Source organism: Paraburkholderia sp. CHISQ3 (genome assembly GCF_030464945.1).
Classification (GTDB): domain Bacteria; phylum Pseudomonadota; class Gammaproteobacteria; order Burkholderiales; family Burkholderiaceae; genus Paraburkholderia; species Paraburkholderia megapolitana.
In genome coordinates this window covers 49,130-66,691 of record NZ_JALPRG010000016.1, presented here as the reverse complement: position 1 = coordinate 66,691, position 17,562 = coordinate 49,130, and the positions used below count along the sequence as shown (strand labels likewise).

At 64.9% G+C, this 17,562-nt stretch carries 19 protein-coding genes and 1 riboswitch; of the genes, 6 read left to right on the top strand and 13 right to left on the bottom strand.

Features of this window, described 5'->3' with window-relative positions; all coding sequences use genetic code 11:
• Nucleotides 1–83: 83 nt before the first annotated feature.
• The 8 genes from M0D65_RS30225 to M0D65_RS30190 form a co-directional block, all read right to left on the bottom strand.
• The gene (locus tag M0D65_RS30225; protein WP_266255781.1) at nucleotides 84–1,010 is read right to left on the bottom strand and encodes a VacJ family lipoprotein; all 927 of its coding nucleotides are present in this window, start codon (nucleotides 1,008–1,010) and stop codon (nucleotides 84–86) included.
• An 11-nt stretch (nucleotides 1,011–1,021) separates the two neighbouring features.
• Nucleotides 1,022–1,564 (bottom strand): outer membrane lipid asymmetry maintenance protein MlaD, encoded by a 543-nt coding sequence (gene mlaD / locus M0D65_RS30220; RefSeq protein ID WP_177228342.1) that lies wholly within the window; start codon nucleotides 1,562–1,564, stop codon nucleotides 1,022–1,024.
• A gap of 84 nt (nucleotides 1,565–1,648) precedes the next feature.
• Complete coding sequence (gene mlaE / locus M0D65_RS30215; protein WP_091019727.1) at nucleotides 1,649–2,416, bottom strand: lipid asymmetry maintenance ABC transporter permease subunit MlaE; 768 nt, start codon at nucleotides 2,414–2,416, stop codon at nucleotides 1,649–1,651.
• Nucleotides 2,413–3,234 carry an ABC transporter ATP-binding protein gene (locus M0D65_RS30210; protein ID WP_091019725.1) on the bottom strand — a complete coding sequence of 274 codons (822 nt, stop codon included), beginning with the start codon at nucleotides 3,232–3,234 and terminating at the stop codon, nucleotides 2,413–2,415. Before M0D65_RS30210 ends, mlaE begins: the two co-directional genes overlap by 4 nt.
• Nucleotides 3,235–3,329: 95 nt before the next feature.
• Entirely contained in the window at nucleotides 3,330–4,448 is a 1,119-nt protein-coding gene (gene thiE, locus M0D65_RS30205) for a thiamine phosphate synthase (RefSeq protein ID WP_266255778.1), read from the bottom strand.
• Nucleotides 4,445–5,260 (bottom strand): thiazole synthase, encoded by an 816-nt coding sequence (locus M0D65_RS30200; RefSeq protein WP_266255776.1) that lies wholly within the window; start codon nucleotides 5,258–5,260, stop codon nucleotides 4,445–4,447. The genes thiE and M0D65_RS30200 overlap by 4 nt, the downstream gene beginning before the upstream one ends.
• 33 nt (nucleotides 5,261–5,293) lie before the next feature.
• A complete protein-coding gene (gene thiS / locus M0D65_RS30195) occupies nucleotides 5,294–5,491 on the bottom strand; it encodes a sulfur carrier protein ThiS (protein ID WP_096722996.1) in 198 nt (65 codons plus the stop codon).
• Nucleotides 5,492–5,549: 58 nt separating this feature from the next.
• The gene (locus M0D65_RS30190; RefSeq protein ID WP_266255775.1) at nucleotides 5,550–6,704 is read right to left on the bottom strand and encodes an FAD-dependent oxidoreductase; all 1,155 of its coding nucleotides are present in this window, start codon (nucleotides 6,702–6,704) and stop codon (nucleotides 5,550–5,552) included.
• A 192-nt stretch (nucleotides 6,705–6,896) separates the two neighbouring features.
• Nucleotides 6,897–7,008, bottom strand: a riboswitch (TPP riboswitch).
• A gap of 333 nt (nucleotides 7,009–7,341) precedes the next feature.
• On the opposite strand from M0D65_RS30190, the gene M0D65_RS30185 reads away from it, so the two are divergent.
• From M0D65_RS30185 to M0D65_RS30170, 4 genes are all read left to right on the top strand, one after another.
• Nucleotides 7,342–9,093: an ABC transporter ATP-binding protein/permease gene (locus M0D65_RS30185; protein WP_266255774.1), complete on the top strand. Its 1,752-nt coding sequence runs from the start codon at nucleotides 7,342–7,344 to the stop codon at nucleotides 9,091–9,093.
• Nucleotides 9,090–9,893, top strand: coding sequence for an SDR family NAD(P)-dependent oxidoreductase (locus M0D65_RS30180; RefSeq protein ID WP_266255773.1), 804 nt, complete (start codon nucleotides 9,090–9,092; stop codon nucleotides 9,891–9,893). Before M0D65_RS30185 ends, M0D65_RS30180 begins: the two co-directional genes overlap by 4 nt.
• A 306-nt stretch (nucleotides 9,894–10,199) precedes the next feature.
• A complete protein-coding gene (locus tag M0D65_RS30175; RefSeq protein ID WP_266255771.1) occupies nucleotides 10,200–10,838 on the top strand; it encodes a hypothetical protein in 639 nt (212 codons plus the stop codon).
• A 151-nt stretch (nucleotides 10,839–10,989) separates the two neighbouring features.
• Complete coding sequence (locus M0D65_RS30170; RefSeq protein WP_091019717.1) at nucleotides 10,990–11,760, top strand: response regulator; 771 nt, start codon at nucleotides 10,990–10,992, stop codon at nucleotides 11,758–11,760.
• A 113-nt stretch (nucleotides 11,761–11,873) separates the two neighbouring features.
• Here the strand turns inward: M0D65_RS30170 and M0D65_RS30165 are convergent, their stop codons facing one another.
• From M0D65_RS30165 to M0D65_RS30150, 4 genes are all read right to left on the bottom strand, one after another.
• On the bottom strand, nucleotides 11,874–12,542 hold the full coding sequence (locus M0D65_RS30165; RefSeq protein WP_266255770.1) for a flagellar basal body L-ring protein FlgH: 669 nt from the start codon (nucleotides 12,540–12,542) through the stop codon (nucleotides 11,874–11,876).
• A gap of 52 nt (nucleotides 12,543–12,594) precedes the next feature.
• Nucleotides 12,595–13,290, bottom strand: a complete 696-nt coding sequence (locus M0D65_RS30160; protein ID WP_266255769.1) for a hypothetical protein — start codon at nucleotides 13,288–13,290, stop codon at nucleotides 12,595–12,597.
• Nucleotides 13,291–13,295: 5 nt separating this feature from the next.
• Nucleotides 13,296–13,439, bottom strand: coding sequence for a DUF6726 family protein (locus M0D65_RS30155; RefSeq protein ID WP_308076824.1), 144 nt, complete (start codon nucleotides 13,437–13,439; stop codon nucleotides 13,296–13,298).
• Between the two features lie 76 nt (nucleotides 13,440–13,515).
• Nucleotides 13,516–13,716 (bottom strand): hypothetical protein, encoded by a 201-nt coding sequence (locus M0D65_RS30150; RefSeq protein WP_266255768.1) that lies wholly within the window; start codon nucleotides 13,714–13,716, stop codon nucleotides 13,516–13,518.
• Between the two features lie 313 nt (nucleotides 13,717–14,029).
• On the opposite strand from M0D65_RS30150, the gene M0D65_RS30145 reads away from it, so the two are divergent.
• Nucleotides 14,030–14,815, top strand: coding sequence for a response regulator (locus M0D65_RS30145; RefSeq protein WP_091019711.1), 786 nt, complete (start codon nucleotides 14,030–14,032; stop codon nucleotides 14,813–14,815).
• Nucleotides 14,812–16,161, top strand: a complete 1,350-nt coding sequence (locus tag M0D65_RS30140; protein ID WP_266255767.1) for an ATP-binding protein — start codon at nucleotides 14,812–14,814, stop codon at nucleotides 16,159–16,161. The genes M0D65_RS30145 and M0D65_RS30140 overlap by 4 nt, the downstream gene beginning before the upstream one ends.
• Nucleotides 16,162–16,388: 227 nt before the next feature.
• Here the strand turns inward: M0D65_RS30140 and M0D65_RS30135 are convergent, their stop codons facing one another.
• Nucleotides 16,389–17,330, bottom strand: coding sequence for a tyrosine-protein phosphatase (locus M0D65_RS30135; RefSeq protein ID WP_266255766.1), 942 nt, complete (start codon nucleotides 17,328–17,330; stop codon nucleotides 16,389–16,391).
• Nucleotides 17,331–17,562 lie beyond the last annotated feature (232 nt).

Here is a 17,562-nt window from a genome sequence, read left to right as displayed (position 1 = left end):
CTTTGAACGGGCTATGTTGCCCGAGTTCATCGACTTGCGCCCGGAATCTGCGACAGTCGTATCCATCTGTTACCGCGGTGCCGTCAATGCAGCTTGAGCGACGGGAAGCCGAACCCGGTACGCGACGGCGGAACGATCTGGCCAGCCGGCACCGTGCTGTCCTGACTGCCCTTCTGGTTGGTCTGCGGAGCAACTCCCGCGCCTGACGCCGGCGCAACTGCCGCCGCTGCGCCAGAAGCCGCGGCCGGCGCAGCAGCGCCGTCTACCGCGCTGTCGTCGTACTTCGGCGGCGGCGCACCGTCGCCGTAGTCGGGCAACGCAGCCGAGTTGCCGTCTGACAACTGATACTGGCGGCGCTGCAGATACGCATTACGCACGAACGAGTACTTGTCGAGCGCGGCGCCTGCCAGCACATCGCCAGCGCCGAGCAGGTTAGCCCGCGTGCTGATGATATTCAGGCCATACAGCGCCCAGCGGAAACCTTCCGGATCGACATACGAAAGCGGATTGACGTAGTAGTTGCCCAACGTGCCCACCGCATCGCGCACCGTGCTCGGGCCGAACAGCGGCAGCACGAGGTAGGGACCCGCCGGCACACCGTAGTGGCCGAGCGTCAGACCGAGATCGTTGTTGTGCTTCGGCAGCCTCGCGAGCGTCGCGACGTCGAACAGACCGCCCACACCGAACACCGTGTTGATCACGATCCGCATGATGTCTTCGACACCGTCGGTAATCTTCAACTGCAGCAGGTTGTTCGCCGCCGTGTACACGTCGCCGATGTTCGAGAAGAAGTTGGTGACGCCGTCGCGCACCGGCTGCGGCGTGATGAACACGTAGCCCTTCGCCACCGGCTTCAGCGCGTACTGGTCGACGGTATCGTTGAACTTGAAGATCGTGCGGTTGAAGCCTTCAATCGGATCTTCCTTGATCGGCGTCTGAACGGTCGAGCAGCCGGCGAGCATTGCCACCGCCAGCACGAGGGCCGCATTGCGGACGCGCAGGGTCTTCATTCTTGTTCTCCTTATTGGCCGGCGGCACCGCCAGAGGCGGGAAGCGTCGGTGCAGCAGCGCCCGGTGCGGGCGCGGGAGTTTTGGCGGCGCCAGAGTCGGCGGCCTTGCTGTACAGAAACTGTCCAATCAGATTTTCGAGGACGATCGCCGACTGCGTCATCGCGATGGTATCGCCGGCTTTCAGCATCTCGGTGTCGCCACCGGCCTCGAGTCCGATGTACTGCTCGCCGAGCAGACCCGAGGTCAGGATCTTCGCGGACGAATCCTTCGGAAACTGGTACTGCTTGTCGAGATCGATCGTGACGAGCGCCTGATACGTATTGCTGTCGAAGCCGATCGAATCGACCCGGCCGACCGTCACGCCCGCGCTCTTCACCGGCGCACGCGGCTTCAGCCCGCCGATATTGTCGAACTTGAGCTTCACCGGGTACGTGGCCTGAAACGATAGCGAACTCATGTTGCCGGCCTTCAGCGCGAGGAACAGCAGCGCTATGAAGCCCAACACTACGAACAGGCCGACCCAGAAGTCGAGAGCAGTCTTTTTCATCGTCATCCCAAAGAGAAACCACCGCGGCGCCCGGCTACCCGCGTGGCGCCAAGAGTCGGCGCCGTACGTCGGGTGCGCGACGCGCGGGTCTTAGCTGAACATCAGCGCGGTCAGGAGGAAGTCGAGACCGAGCACTGCAAGCGATGCATACACCACCGTCTTCGTCGTCGCACGCGATACGCCTTCCGGGGTCGGCTTCGCCTCGTAACCCTGGTACAGCGCAATGAAGGTCACGGCAAAGCCGAACACAATACTCTTGAACACGCCATTGCCGACGTCGCTCCAGACGTCGACGCCGCCTTGCATCTGCGACCAGAACGCGCCTGAGTCGACGCCGATCATCAGCACGCCGACCACATAGCCGCCGATGATCCCGACCGCGCTGAAAATCGCCGCGAGAATCGGCATCGCAATGATGCCGGCCCACAGGCGCGGCGCGATGACGACCTTCAAAGGATCGACGGCCATCATTTCCATCGCCGTGAGTTGCTCGCCGGCCTTCATCAGACCGATCTCGGCGGTGAGCGACGTGCCCGCGCGGCCCGCGAACAGCAGCGCGGTCACCACCGGCCCGAGTTCGCGCACCAGCGACAGCGCAACCAGCAGCCCGAGCGCCTGCTCGGAGCCGTAACGGTTCAGCGTGTAATAGCCTTGCAAGCCGAGCACGAAGCCGACGAACAGCCCCGACACGGCAATGATCACCAGCGAATAGTTGCCGACGAAATGGATCTGCTTCGTGACAAGCCGCGGGCGCCGCAGCAGCGCAAAGAATTCGAATACAAGACGAACGAACATCCGCGCGGCGTAACCCGCGCCGGCCAGCCCGTCGAGCACCGAACGTCCAATGGTGCTGATCATGCCCGCCCCCCGTCGATACCAAAGTCTGCGGCCAGCGACGCGCTGCCCGGGTAGTGGAACTTGAACGGACCGTCGGGCGCACCGTCGATAAACTGGCGCACCGTCGCATCCGTCGATGCGCGCAGCTGCTCCGGCGTGCCTTCCGCGTGCACGCCGCCGTTCGCGAGGAAATAGACGTAGTCGGCAATCGCGAACGATTCGGGCACGTCGTGCGTGACCAGGATCGAGGTCGCGCCGAGCGCCTGGTTCAGCGTGCGGATCAGGTTCGCTGTGATGCCGAGCGAGATCGGGTCGAGCCCGGCGAACGGCTCGTCGTACATCATCAGCTCCGGGTCGAGTGCGATGGCGCGGGCCAGCGCCACACGCCGCGCCATGCCGCCGGAAATCTCCGACGGTGCGAGATCGCGTGCGCCGCGCAGGCCGACCGCATTGAGTTTCATCAGCACGAGGTCGCGCAGCAGTTCTTCGGGGAGATCTGTGTGTTCGCGCAACGCGAACGCGACGTTTTCGAACACCGACATGTCGGTGAAGAGCGCGCCGAACTGGAACAGCATGCCCATCTTGCGGCGTAACGTGTACAGCGCGTCGCGCGACTGCGTGCCGATGTCCTGCCCCTGGAACAGCACCTGGCCGCGCTTCGCCTTCACGAGACCGCCGATCAACCGCAGCACGGTCGTCTTCCCGCAACCGGAGCCGCCCATGACCGCCACCACCTGACCGCGCGGGAAACGCAGGTTCAGGTTCGACAGGACAAGGCGGTCGCCATAGCCGAAATCGACGTCGCGCAGTTCGAGAAGGGGCTCAGAGGTGGAAGGCACGTAGCTGACAGTCCATTTACACGAAGGCCGAATTATAGGGCCATCATGAAAAAACTGTCGTGACGCCCCGGCTAGGTGCCGCAGAAGTCCGACGATTATTGCGTAAACACCTGTTGCAGTGCAGAAACCGCGGCGGCGACGTCGGGTGCTTCGGTGACAGCGCGGACCACGGCCGCGCAGCCGACGCCTGTCGCCAGTACGTCGGGCAACACATCGCCGTCGATCCCGCCAATCGCCACCAGCGGCACCACGCCGTCCAGCAGCTGGACGTAGCGCGCGAGGCGCGCGAGGCCCTGCGGTTCGGTGGGCAGCGCCTTGGTCGCGGTCGCGAAGATGGCGCCGCAGGCGACGTAGCTGGGCCGGAAATGCAGTGCGACGAGGACTTCGTAGTAGCCGTGGCTCGACAGGCCGAGGCGCACGCCGGCGGCGCTCAGCGCTTGCAGGTCGGCGGTATGGAGATCTTCCTGGCCCAGGTGGACGCCGTAGGCGCCCGCGTCGATGGCGGCCTGCCAGTGATCGTTGATGAACACCTGCGCATCGTGCCGCCGCCCGGCGGCGACACAGCGCGCGATGTCCTGTGCCAGTTCGGCGCTCAACTGTCCGGCCGTGGCGGACTTGTGGCGCAACTGGATGGTCTTCACGCCGAACCCCAGCACCCGCTCGACCCAGTTGGCGTCCGGCAACACCGGGTAGAGGCCCAGCCGCTCGGGGCAACGCGGAAACGGCTGCGCCGGCGCAGGCGGCAACCCGACGACACGCGGAAAGCGCGCGAGATCGGTCGGCCAGGCATCCGCGGCGCGCTTTTCGTCGCCGTCGCGCCAGGCCAGTGCCAGCACCAGTGCGTCATGCGGCGCAAACCCGCAATCGAGGAACGCGGCCAGCGCGGGGATCCAGTCTTCGGGCAACGCGCCTTCGAGCGATTCCAGCGGATAGCGCTCGCCGCCCAGATGGAGCGTTGCGCGGCCCGGCGCAGCCTCGATGACGCCCGCGCCCTGCACGAGCCAGCGCGCGAGTTGCGCGCCGTCTGGGCGCGCGCCGGCAGCAACGATCAGATCGCCGCCGTTCGCATCGTCGGGTGGAGTCAGGCAGATGCGCCATGGCGCGTGGGTCGGCGGCCAGTCGCCGAGCCGCGCGCGGATGCGCTCGGCGGCTTCGGTGAGTTCGTCGGCGGGCGGCCAGAAACGGTCGCCGGGCAGCGGCAAAGTCTGCGTCACGCGGCGCTCCCGTCGTGATGCCAGAACGGCATACCGACCACCGGCGTGCTCGCCTCGGCCGCCTCGCGCTCGGCCATCGGCCCGGCAACGTAAGCGGCGCGGCCCGCCTCGGCGGCCAGCGCGAAAGCTCGCGCCATCGCCGGCGGATGGGTGGCCTGCGATACCGCCGTGTTCAGCAGCACGCCGTCGAAGCCCCACTCCATCACCTGGCACGCGTGCGAGGGCACACCGAGCCCGGCGTCGACGATCAGCGGTACGTCGGGCAGCCGCTCACGCAGCACGCGCAACCCGTACGGATTGATGACGCCCTTGCCGGTGCCGATCGGCGCGCCCCACGGCATCAGCGCCTCGCAGCCCACATCGAGCAAGCGTCTGCCGATCACGAGATCTTCAGTGCAGTACGGCAGCACCTTGAAGCCTTCCTTCACCAGTTGGGCGGCCGCCTCGATCAGCCCGATCGGATCGGGTTGCAGCGTGTAGTCGTCGCCGATCAGTTCGAGCTTGATCCAGTCGGTGGCGAAGATTTCGCGCGCCATGTGCGCGGTCGTCACCGCTTCGGCGACGCTCTGGCAGCCGGCCGTGTTCGGCAGCAGCGGCACGCTGTGGCGCTTGAGCAGGTCGAAGAAGCCCGCCTCGGCGCCGCCTTCGTTCATCTGACGACGTAGCGCGACGGTGACCATGCCTGGCTGCGCCGCGGCGATCGAGTCGGACAGCGACTGCAGCGACGGATAGCGCGACGTGCCGAGCAGCACGCGGCTCGCGAACGTTTCGCCGTAGAGGCGCAGGGGATCGGCAGGAGCGGGAGAAGTCATGGGGAATCCTTGCGTCTGACGGTGTGCCGCGGCTCAGCCGCCGGCGACCGGTTGCACGACGTCGAGCCGGTCGCCCGGTTGCAGCGCGCGCGCCGCATGCTGCGTACGCGCGACGAAATCGCCGTTCAGCGCAACCGCGAACGGCGGCCGCGCGCCCCATGCGGCAAGCGCATCGGCGACGGTGGCGCCGTCGGGCAGCGTCAGCGGTTTCTGGTTGATATGGATGTTCATGGGGTTCGTCAAAAGCGTTTCTTCCGTTTCTTTCGTGGTTCGCGTGAGGCGGCTTCGGTCACGCCGGCTCGCGCGCCGGGTCCGGCTGGTTCAGCGAGTCGAGGTGGAACAGCTCGCTCCAGCGCGCGTCGCGCCGCCAGGTCGCAAACGCGTCGACATCGGCGACGCGGCGCTCGAGCAGTGCGGCGGCAAAGCGCACCGCTTCGTCCGCGACTTCCGGCGCGATCATGTAACCGTGCCGGTACAGGCCGTTCACACGCAACGTCTGTGCGCCGTTCCAGACCAGCGCCGGACGATGGTCTGGCATGGTCGGGCGGCAATGTGCGTTGAGTTCGAGAATGCGCGCTTCGCCGAAACCCGGATGCACCGAAAACGCCGCACTCAGCAATTCGAGCGCCGAGCGCACACTGACCGGCGACATGTCTTCGCCTTCCACTTCGGTTGCACCGATCACATAGCAGTCGTCCTGCTTCGGCGCGATATAGAGCGGGTAGCGAGGATGCAGCAGGCGCACCGGGCGCGTGAGATCGATGCCAGGCGCGTGTACTCGCGCAACTTCACCGCGGATACCGCGCAGCGTCGGCAGAACCGGTTTTGCGCCAAGGCCGCGACAATCGATCGTGACGTGTGCAGCGGGCATCGCGCGATCGTCGATGTGGGTGTTCCAGTGCAGCTCGACGCCGCGAGCCGCGAGCCCCGCCGCAAGTGCGGCGAGCACCTGGCGATTGTCGAGCTGCCCTTCGCGCGGCAACAGCCAGCCTTTCGTGAAGCGGCCGGTCAACGCGGGCTCGGCGGCGTCGATCTGCGCGCCGGACAGCGCGACGAAGCCGCTGTCGAGCCACTCGGCCGGCGCGTTCGCACGCACTCGGCGTTCGAACAGTGAAGCTTCCGTGCGATCCGCGTGATGCCACACGATGAGCGAGCCATTGCGCTGAAAGAACACCGGCTCCGGCAATTCGGCGAGCAACCGCGGCCATGCATCGAGCGATGCGGCGCCCAGTTGCGTAATCAGCAGTTCCGCGCTGGCGGCTTCGGCGAGCGGCGCGAGCATCGCGGCGGCGACCCAGGCAGCCGCCTGCGTGCCCGCTGCATCGCCGCGTTCGTACAACGCCACGCGATGCCCGGCGCCGGCCAGACGCCACGCGACGAGCCGCCCGCACAGCCCACCGCCGATCACGGCGAAATCCGGTTTAGGTTGGGTAGCGGTATTCATCGCGCGCGAGCCGGACGCGACGGCGCCCATCCGCAGACGTGCGGACAGACAACGCAAAAAACTGAAGAATAAGCGGTCATCGAATCCTTTCCGTACGGCAGGAAGCGCACGTACCCAAGGACGAAACCGGCGGGCGAAGCCGGCCGGACCACGCACCCATGACGGTGCCGTCCGGCGGAGAAATGGAAGACATCAGAACTTCCGGAAACTTCCCGCGCCGGTATTACCCGGATCGGGTGCGAAGGGTCTCTCTCAGCCTGGCCGCAGCGTGTCGCCCGCGCGCAAAGCACCCCTGTTTCGTCAGCGGCCATTAGACCATAAAAGGCCGGAGGCCCGCAAACCGGGGGGCTGCGGCCGGCTGTCCAGCCTGCCTGTGGTGGCTTGCGCAGGGAAATACGGCGAGCTGGGGTGCTCTGGCACAATGCCGTCAACGCAGCGCGGGCCGGCCCCGGGCCGCCAGGATCCGTTAAGACTCGTTTAAGTGGGTCGGGCCAGAATCGGGCGGTCGCGGCACGGGGTCGGTACCCGGGTCGCAATCACAATTTCGCCGTGGCGCCAACTCGCTACGGACTGAGCCATCAGGGTCCAGCCATCGTGCGCCGGTCCCAGACGAGCCAGCATTTCTCCCAGGATGGTCATGACGCCCAACACTTCCCCTACACCCACGCTAGAGCCCGACGATAAAGTCTCCGCGTGGAGTCTGATCAAGCCGTACTGGGTCTCTGAAGAATGGAAGATCGCCTGGGGGCTGCTGGTTACGATCGTTGCGATCAACCTCGCCAACGTCTGGTTGAACGTGAAGTTCAACACCTGGAACGGCGAGTTCTATAACGCCTTGCAGGCCAAGGATGTTCACAACTTCCCGCACCTCGTAGTCGTCTTCACGCTCATCGTGTTCGCGATGATCATCCTGTTCGTGTACGGTCGATACCTGCGCCAGATGCTCGGCTTCCGCTGGCGCCAATGGCTGACGCAACGGTACCTCGAAGAGTGGCTCGGTAACAGCGCCTTCTACCGGATCGAGCGCGACCGGCTCGCCGACAACCCCGACCAGCGTATTAGCGACGACCTGCAGTCATTTGCAACCAGCACGCTTACCCTATCGCTTGACCTGCTCTCAACAGTCGTCACGCTCATTTCGTTCGTCACCATCCTTTGGGGATTGGCCGGCGCGCTGAGCATCACGCTAGGCGGCATGCCCATCGTCATTCCCGGCTATATGGTGTGGGTCGCAGCACTCTACGCGCTAGGTGGCTCGTACCTGATACACAAGCTCGGGCACCCACTGGTTTCGATCACCTACCAGCAGCAGAAGGTTGAGGCGGACTTCCGCTTCGGCCTGATCCGCGTGCGCGAAAACGCCGAGCAAATCGCGTTTTACGATGGTGAAGCAACTGAACGGGCCACAGCGGGAAGTGTCTTCCAGCGCATTCGCGATAACTGGTGGCGTGTGATGAAGTACACGAAGCGCCTGAGCTTCGTGCTTAGCTTCTACGGCCAGATCGCGATTATCTTTCCGATCGTCGTGGCATCGCCGCGCTACTTCGCGGGTGCATTTACGTTCGGCGTGCTGATGCAGATTCAGAACTCGTTCGGCACGGTCAGCGATTCGTTCTCGTGGTTTATCAACAGTTACGGCAGCCTCGTCGACTGGCGCGCTACGGTGAACCGTCTGCGCGAATTCAAACGTGTCGTCCACGCGTCGCATCTGAAAGAAGCAACGTCGCCGGCCACCGCTCATGGCGGCATCAACCTGCACTACGTGGACGAGGACAGGCTCACCACGGACGGTCTCTCGCTCTCCCTGCCGAGTGGCGCCCCGCTCTCGCAGATACGCGACATCTCGATCCAGCCCGGTTCGCGCTGGTTGGTACGCGGCGCGTCCGGGGCCGGCAAGAGCACCTTGATGCGTGCACTCGCCGGACTGTGGCCATTCGGTAACGGCTCGATCGATGCGCCGGTCAGTGCGCGCATGATGTTCATTCCGCAACAAAGCTATATGCCGATCGGCACGCTAAAGGCCGCGCTCGCCTATCCGTCGTCGGCGGAGACGTACACCAACAACGAATACATCGAAGCGCTGCAGGCTTGCCATCTCGCGGACTACACAGGCCGTCTCGAGGAATCCGCGCACTGGGCTCGCGTGCTCTCGCCCGGCGAGCAGCAACGGCTTGCGGCAGCGCGTGTCCTGCTGCACAAACCCGACTATCTGTTCCTCGACGAAGCGACCAGCGCACTCGATACCGACAACGAGGCACGCCTCTATCACCTGTTCATCGAGCGGCTGCCGAAGGCGGCCATCATCAGCGTCGCGCATCGTGAGTCGCTGGCTGCGTTCCATGAGGAAACGCTCAACGTCGAACGCAGCGCGGAGCCCGCCGCCGCATGAGCGCGACACGCCGCGTCGTGTTGATCACCGGTGCCGGCTCCGGCATCGGCGCCGCACTTGCGCGTCGGCTTGCCACACGTCACTCAGCGCTCGATGCAACACCTGGTACGGCTACACAGCTCGCCTTGATGCTGCACGCACGCGGCGCGGATTCCGAGGCGCGCGACCGGCTCGAAGCCGTCGCCGCCAGTTGCACCGCGCACGGTGCGACCTGCGCAACAGTGTTCGGCGATCTTGCCGAACCTGGTGCCGCCGACCACATCGTGCATCAGACGCTCGCTGCGTTCGGTGCACTCGATCATCTGGTCGCGAACGCCGGTCATGCACAGCGTCAGACACTCGCTGCACTCGATGCGCACACGCTTGTCGAATCGTTCGCGGCCATGCCCTCGGCATTCGCCGCGCTCGTCAGACGCGCAACGCCCGCGTTGAAAACATCGGAGCACGGCCGCGTGATCGCGCTCAGTTCGTTTGTCGCGCATCGCTATCGGCAGGACGCGCCGTTCGCAGCGACTGCGGCGGCGAAAGCCGCAATCGAATCGCTGGCGAAAACCGCTGCGGCCGAACTCGCGCCGCATGGCGTCACGGTCAATTGCGTGGCACCCGGCTACACGCGCAAAGATCGCGGCCCGAGCGCTGACAATGCGCCCGCATGGGCTCATGCCGCGCAAGCAACCCCGCTCGGTCACATTGCCGATCCGGACGATGTCGCCGCGTTGATCGCCTTCCTGCTGTCCGACGAAGCACGCCATATCACGGGGCAAGTGATTCATATCGACGGCGGGCTTACCCTCGGTTGATCAACTGAAACAGACAGAAACCTGCGGCAATAACTAGAAAGCACTTTGCCGGCGCGCAGCGTGTTCCCCGTTTTGAATTTCCATCGAGCAGCGACGATAGCGGTGCGAGCCGTGCAGTAGATAGCGGTCCGCGACGATCTTCACCGTTACCGGATGTCGCTCATGCCCCACGATCGTTTTACGCATCGACCCTTCGCGGCCGCAATCGTCTATTCCGCGGAACGCGTATCGACATGCCGCCGCTGCACCGAAGCGACGGCATGCAGCGGCAGTGACAGCGCGCATCTTCACTTGAACGGCTGATCCATGCGCACCGCCTCGATCACGCTGCGCCATCGCGCAACCGGACACGCTCTACCGAACACGCGCCACCGCCGAAACACAGCGCGCCTCACAACGGCCGCTGCACTCGCCACCGCAACGCTCGCCTTGCACGGCTGCGCATGGACCTTGATCTCAGCGGTCGACGCCACCGGCTCCGTGATCCAGGCGGGCTTCGCCGTCGCGACGCACTACTCGTCGCCGAGCTTCGTCAACGGCGCACCGATCGCAGTCAGCCACATCTGCATCGAGCTGAACCAGAACGTCACAACCGGCGATTTCGTCCCCGCACTGCAAACGGTATTGACCCAGCGCGGCGTGCAATCGGATCTCTACGGCCCCGGCACATCGCCGCCCAGTTGTGAAGCGCGCCTCGTCTATAGCGCAGCCATCGACTACGGCCGCCGCGCGTTCAGCGACGAATCGACACCGTATCTGTCGACCATCGATCTGACACTTTTGCAGCGCGGCCGCGTTGTTGTGACCGCGCGTTACGAAACCCGCGGCCTCGCCACCGACCGCTTTTCGAGCGCATCGACGAAGCTTTCGGGGCTGGTCGAGCGCATGGTCGTCGACCGGCGCGCCCAGAACGCGCCTGCGTTACAGGCCGCCCGCATCGATTGAAACATCCGTCTATCGCGTGCGTTCTGTCTGTTCGCGCCGCACTTCATACGCGCTCTTTGCCGCACTTCCCATGCGCCCACACACCGCGAAGAAAGAAAGCGAAAGATTTGCGTGCTTCCGACATGTCCTTTCATCACTTAGGATTTCTTCCATGAGCCAACATATCCTGCTTGTCGACGACGATTCCGTAGTCCGCGATCTCACGCGCGAGTATCTGCAGGCGCGAGGTTATGCGGTATCGGTCCTGCACGATGGTCTTGCGCTGCAGCGCCGGTTACAGATCGAACGTCCTGCCCTCGTCGTACTCGACATCATGATGCCGGAGCTGGATGGCATCAGCGCACTGCGCGCGTTGCGCGCAAGCGGAGACGACATTCCTGTCATCCTGCTGACCGCGCGCAACGACGTGATCGATCGCGTAATCGGCCTCGAACTCGGCGCCGACGACTACCTCGGCAAGCCTTTCGATCCGAGCGAACTGGTCGCGCGCATCCGCACCGTGCTCAGGCGCCGCGGCAATCCGGTGTCGAGTGCGCCGGAAAGTCGTGCGCCGTACCGCTTCGGTCCGTTCGAAGTGAACTTCCCAGCACGCGAACTGCGTCGCGACGACGAGCGCATTGCACTGCGTTCGAGCGAATTCGCAATCCTCAAGCTGTTCGTCAATCACGCGATGACGATTCTCACGCGCGCACAGATCATCGAGAAGCTTTATGGTCACGGCGGCGCGTATCGCAACCGCAGTCTCGATGTGTCGATCTGGCGTCTGCGCCGGCTGATCGAAACCGATCCGTCCGAGCCGCGTTATGTGCAGACGGTGTGGGGACACGGCTATGTGTTCGTGCCGCAAGGTGAAGTGGGATTCGCGGAACGCTATACGGATACACCTGAAGTTGCGGAAACGGCGCAGGCTGCGCGGCCTTAGCGTGTCGTAGCAAAACGCAACCGGGCGTGAATCGAATGCGCGCGGTTGCGTTGCTATAAGCCGATCCGAATTGCGCGGCGAGTCGAGCGATCAACTACAAGCCGCGCTATCACTCAGAATGTCAGCACGCTCATAAAGAGCCGCTGCAACCAGCCCATCGTCGTCGAATCCGCAAGCATCCCCACTCCCGCCTGCTCGATCCGCGCATTCGCGACCTTGCTCGACGCGACGTAGTTACCCATGTCGATGTCCTTCGGATTGACCACACCCGACAACCGCAGCGTGTCGCGATTGCCGTTCATCGCGATGATCTTTTCACCTGAGACCACCAGGTTGCCGGTCGGCAGCGTACCGATCACCGTCACCGCCAGCGTGCCCGACATACCCGACGTATCCGATACACTGCCCTGCCCGTTGAACGTCGTGCTCGCCGAGCCGACGTTGAACAGCTTTGCGAGTTTCGCTGCGGCATTCGTCGATTGATCGGCGGCTTGTGCGCTGATATTGCTCGCGCGGCTCGCCGAGGCGTTTGCGCTGCTGTTGTCGCTATACGATTCGGCGAGACGGATCGTCAGCACATCGCCGATGTGTTGCGCGCGCGGTGTCTCGTACAGCGACAGCGCGTTGCCTGCCTGATAGATTGCGCCCTGCGTATTGACGTTGAGCGGTGTGGCAGCAAGCGGCGCATACATCGGTGTGTCGACGATCGAGTGCGGTCCGCTCGAACACGCGGCCACACAGACCACGGTTGTTGCCGCGACGAGAATACGGTGGGAAATCATGGTTGCTCCGGGGCAGACGTGACGAAAAGAATCGGGTGCATGAAACTCGCCGTCATCCCGTTTCGGGCAAGCCGGCCTGCCACAACCGCTCGACTGACTTCACCCGTGCATCGGGATCTTTCAGCAGATAGGTCAACGTACCGTTGCCGGTCGCGGGCAACAGACACAGCGTGATCGAACTCACCGCGTTCTCCCAGACATAGACCGGCAACCCCGGCAATCCGGACGACGTGCTACCGGTCTGCATGCGCGGTGCGCCATAACGCACCGCGAGCGCACTGCGCAGATCCTCCGCAGTCACACCGTCGACCACAAACGAAATTTCGAAGAGCCGCAGCGGCGCATCGTAGGAGGCACGCGCAAAACGCAGTACGTGCTCGTCCGCGGGCGCACCGTCGACCACCGCCCGCGACATCTGCCAGCCGTTGCCCGCGCGATGCGCCCAGCGACACGCCACCACCAGGCTGTCGTCGCTCTTCAGACGCATGCCGAGTGCGCCCGCACTGACGTCGGTCTCGCAGACCAGTTCGCTATCGGGCGGCGTTGCGCGTACGGTGCGGTTCGCACGCAGCACGTCGAGCGAGACGCCGAGCGGAATGCCGCGAAAAGCGAACGGCAACGCGGCGGTACGCAGGCGTGCATCGCCTGCCGTGCGACCTGGCGGCAACGCCGGCCCCTGCGCATTGACAGCAATCGATAGCGTCGACACAGCCAGCGCAGCGACACTCGCAAGCAAGGCTCGTTTCATCTCGTTCAGTCGATGGCGGATGAGCACGCGTCGAACGGCGTAGCAGCCGCGTGCCCGACTACAGGAATGATCTTCAGCGTCGCCGACGCCGCGCGACACGGCAACGCCGCGAGGCCGCAGCCGCTGAGCGGCAGCAACGCCGCGCACACTGCCGACCATGCGGTCGCGCGGGCAACGCATCGGAGGGTTGTCGACTTTGTCACTTTCGTCACGCAGTGCTCCGCATCACGCAGTGGTGTCGACGTGACGACCGACCAGACCGGTCGGCAGCGACGGCTGCGCAGCCGCAGCCGAACCAGCGGCTTCGGTCGAGGCTTGCGCGCTGCTGGCGGCGGGTGCCGGAGCGGCGCTGGCGGCTTTGCCCGTTGCGGCCGGGCGAGTCGGCGGCGGGAAAGTTGGACGATGCGTGCTAACGGGGCTGGTCATGATGAACCTCGCGAAATGAAGGGGATCTACAGATCAACGCACCGTCGATCGCGAATGAATGCAATCAACGGTGGTGCGAGATGCATCTTCGCGCTGCAAGCACCTGCGCAATGGGCGAAGCAGCGCGCGCTTTTCCACGGCGCTTACTGCGCGTTGCGAAGCCGCTCCAAAACTTTCGCGAGTCGTGTTTCGATACCGCGCGATCCCACACCATCGCGCTGCAACGCCCGCAGGACGGCGCTTACATAGATATGTAAGTAACCGTAAGAAAGCTGTCACGCGCACGGGGCGCTGACCGGTCTAAAATTTCACGATGAATCCACAGGTCCTTATCGTCGACGACGATTCCGTGGTGCGCGATCTGTTGTGCCGGTTCCTGCAGGCGAACGGGCTCGACGTCTCCGTGCTGCACGATGGCACCCATCTGAAACGGCGGCTCGAACGCGAGCGGCCGTCGGTGGTGGTGCTCGACATCATGATGCCGAAGACCGACGGGCTGCGCGCGCTCACCGCGTTGCGCGAGGCCGGCGACGACATCCCTGTGATCTTCGCGTCCGCGCGCGGCACGGTGGCCGACCGCATCGCAGGTCTGTCGCTCGGCGCCGACGACTACATCACGAAACCCTACGATCCGCGCGAGCTGCTCGTGCGCATTCACGCGGTGCTGCGTCGACGCGGCCCGGTCACTTCGAGCGCGCCAGAAGTACGCGAACGCTATCGCTTCGGTCCGTTCGAACTCGACTACGCGACCCGCACACTGCTGCACGACGGCACCCGCGTCGCGCTGCGCGACAGCGAGTTCGCGCTCCTGAAGATCTTCAGCACGAATCCGTACAAGGTGCTGTCGCGCGCACTGATCCACGATCTCGTCCACCGCGACGACCTCGCGTTTCGCGATCGCAGCCTCGATGTGCCGATCTGGCGGCTGCGTCGCGTGATCGAGGACGATCCTTCGAATCCGCGCTACGTGCAGACCGTGCGCAGCCGCGGCTATGTGTTTGTACCGGATGCATCGGACCCGGATCTCGACGGCGCAGAAAACGATTCGAGTGCCGCCGTCCCCGACCGTAACGCGAACGAAGCAGCGGCAGGCTCATGAGAAATCCGTTGAATACGCTGTTTGGCCGCATGGCGTTGATGTCGACGGTCGTGCTGTTCGCGATTCAGGCCGGCTGGTTCGTGCTGGTCGTGCGGCAGCCGCCGCGACATGAGATCGACGGATTTGCGCGCGGCATGCTGCTCGTGCTGCATGCCGCAAACGGCGAATCGTCGAGCGGCGCGGAGCTCGCGCCCGCGTTGCGCGTGCATCTCGTGCCGACCTGGAACATGCCGGGCGCCGTGCATCTGCGCACACCGATCCAGCCGCCGCTCGTCGAGTTGCGCCAGCATCTGCTCGACAACCTGCCGGCCGGCACCCAGATCGTCGCCGACGATGCGCACCCGCCGCGCATCTGGGTGCGCTTTCCCGACAAGCCGATGTGGATCGTCGCGCCGGTCGACATTCCACCGCCGCCGCGCTTTCTGCTCGCGGCAGGCACGATGCTGATCGCCGCACTGATCCTGTCGCTGGTGGCCGCCTGGCAGATCCAGCGGCCGCTGTCGCGCGTCGCTGGTGCGGCCCGAGCGTTCGGCGATGGTGCGCGGCCGGAGCCGATCGGCGAACAGGGACCGCGCGAACTCGTCGATCTGATCGGTTCGTTCAACGGCATGATGCGGCGTCTGAACGAAGCCGACGACGATCAGGCGGTCATGCTCGCCGGCGTCGCCCACGATCTGAAAGCGCCGCTCACGCGCCTGAAGCTGCGCGCGAGCGTGCTCACGTCGGAGCGCGATCGCGCCGACTTCATCCGCGACATCGATTCGCTGACCAACATCGTGCAGCAGTTTCTGGAGTTCGCAGGCCAGGCCGCCGATGCCGGGCCGCCAGTCGAAGTCGATACGTTCCTGCGCGAGCAGTTTTCCTCCGGTGAATCGCTTGACGACGAACCGCTCTTTTCGCTCGACCTGCAGGCCGGCCCGGCCTTCACGCTGCCGCGCACGACACTCGACCGCCTGATCACGAATCTCGTCGATAACGCGCTCGAACACGGCGCGCCGCCCGTCGACATCGCCACCTCGCGCGATGGACGCCACTGGATTGTCAGCGTGCACGATCACGGCTCGGGCATTGCCGAAGACCGGATCGCAGCGGCGATGAAACCGTTCGTGCGGCTCGATGCAGCGCGTGGCGGAGAGGGGCATTGCGGGCTGGGTCTGGCGATCGTCGCGCGGCTTGCGCACGATCGCGGTGGTCGCTGCGATGTGGGCAACCATCCCGAAGGCGGGCTGTGGGTGAGGATCGTGTTGCCGGTCGCGCAGGACGTTCGACCTGAGCGGCCGGACCGGATCGAGCGAGCGGAACGACCCGAACGCCCGGAGCGCACGAAGGCGCTCGCCTATCCCTGAGAATTGCGGACTCTTACGTCGCCGCGCGCGTTGCTTACGTGGGTTTACCGATGGTCATTCAGGCTGGGAGCCGCGCGTATAGTCGGTGCTGGCTCGTTGAGCTATTCCCCTCGGTCCGATTCGCCCGGCACGGCAATCGGGCCTTTTTTTACGCTTTACGACGCTTTACGCGACGGCAAAGGTGGACTGCGGACGTGGCCTTGCTGCGCCTATCCGGTCAGATCAGGTCAGCTAACGAGCCGCGCGCGCAAGCGCGCCACCGTCGCCTGCGACAGCCCGAGGCCCGCAGTCAGATAGCCGTTCATCGTGCTGTAGCTCGCTTGCACCTGATCGACGGCAGCCTGCAGGAAGCTCGCCTGCGCGGCATACAGCGGCGCGGCGGCCGCAGCAGCGGCCTCGCCGCGCTGCATGCGCATCACTGCGAGGCTCGTCTGGGTCGATGCCGCGTTATAGGTATTCGTCAGGAGATAGTCCTGCATCACGACATCGAACGGCACGTTCGCCACGCTGAGCAGCACGGCGGCCACCCAGCCGGTGATGTCCTTGCCGTCGTCGCAGTGAAAGAGCTGCGCGCCGGTCGTGCTGGCGAGCCGCGTCAGCAGCGCGCCAAAACCCGCGCGCTGCGCCTCGCCGCTCACGAAGCTGCGCCACTGCGCCTCCATCATCGCGACGGCATCGGTAGACGTGGCGGGTAGCAGCGCGGGCGGCTCGGACGTGCCGTCGATATTGAAGTTCACATAGGCAGCGCCTACCGGTACGACGTCGCGGGCGGCGGCGATTTCGGCGGGCGTGCGCAGGTCGTAATCGACGGTGATGCCGAGCGTGTCGAGCGTGGCCTTGTCGGAAGCGGTGAGCGTCAGCGCGCCGGAGCGGTAGAAGCGGCCGCGCTGCACGCGGGCGCCGTCGACGGTCGAGTAACCGTCGGCCGGGCCGCTCACATCGCGAAAATTCTCCACCGAAGCGATGCGCGGCGTGGTGGACGTGTCGGCGTCGACCGCGCCGCCGCAGCCTGCCAGCAGCGTGCCCGTGAAGCCCGACAGCGCAAACAGGCCGGCGGCGCCCTTCAGCAGCGTGCGCCGGCCGTTGTCGACCTGCGCGGAACGCCGCGCCGCGCCGGGCTGTGGCCGGTCGCCGGAGGGTAAAGCGCGCGCTGTCGCAGTGGGATTCATGTTCGAGCCGTCCGGGGTAAGCGCGGGTGCGCAAGGGAAGTCGAAGGCCGCGTGCAGCGCACACGTCGACAGGCAGTTTACCGGCAATCGTGAAAATCGAGATTACAGAGCAACAAACGGTAAGGAAAGTTCCTGCGCCGGATCGCCCGTGTGCGCCGGGTCGGTCGCTCGTTGCCCGCAAAACCTTGCCACAGCACGGTTCTTTTTTGTTCCAGATGGCTTACACACAATA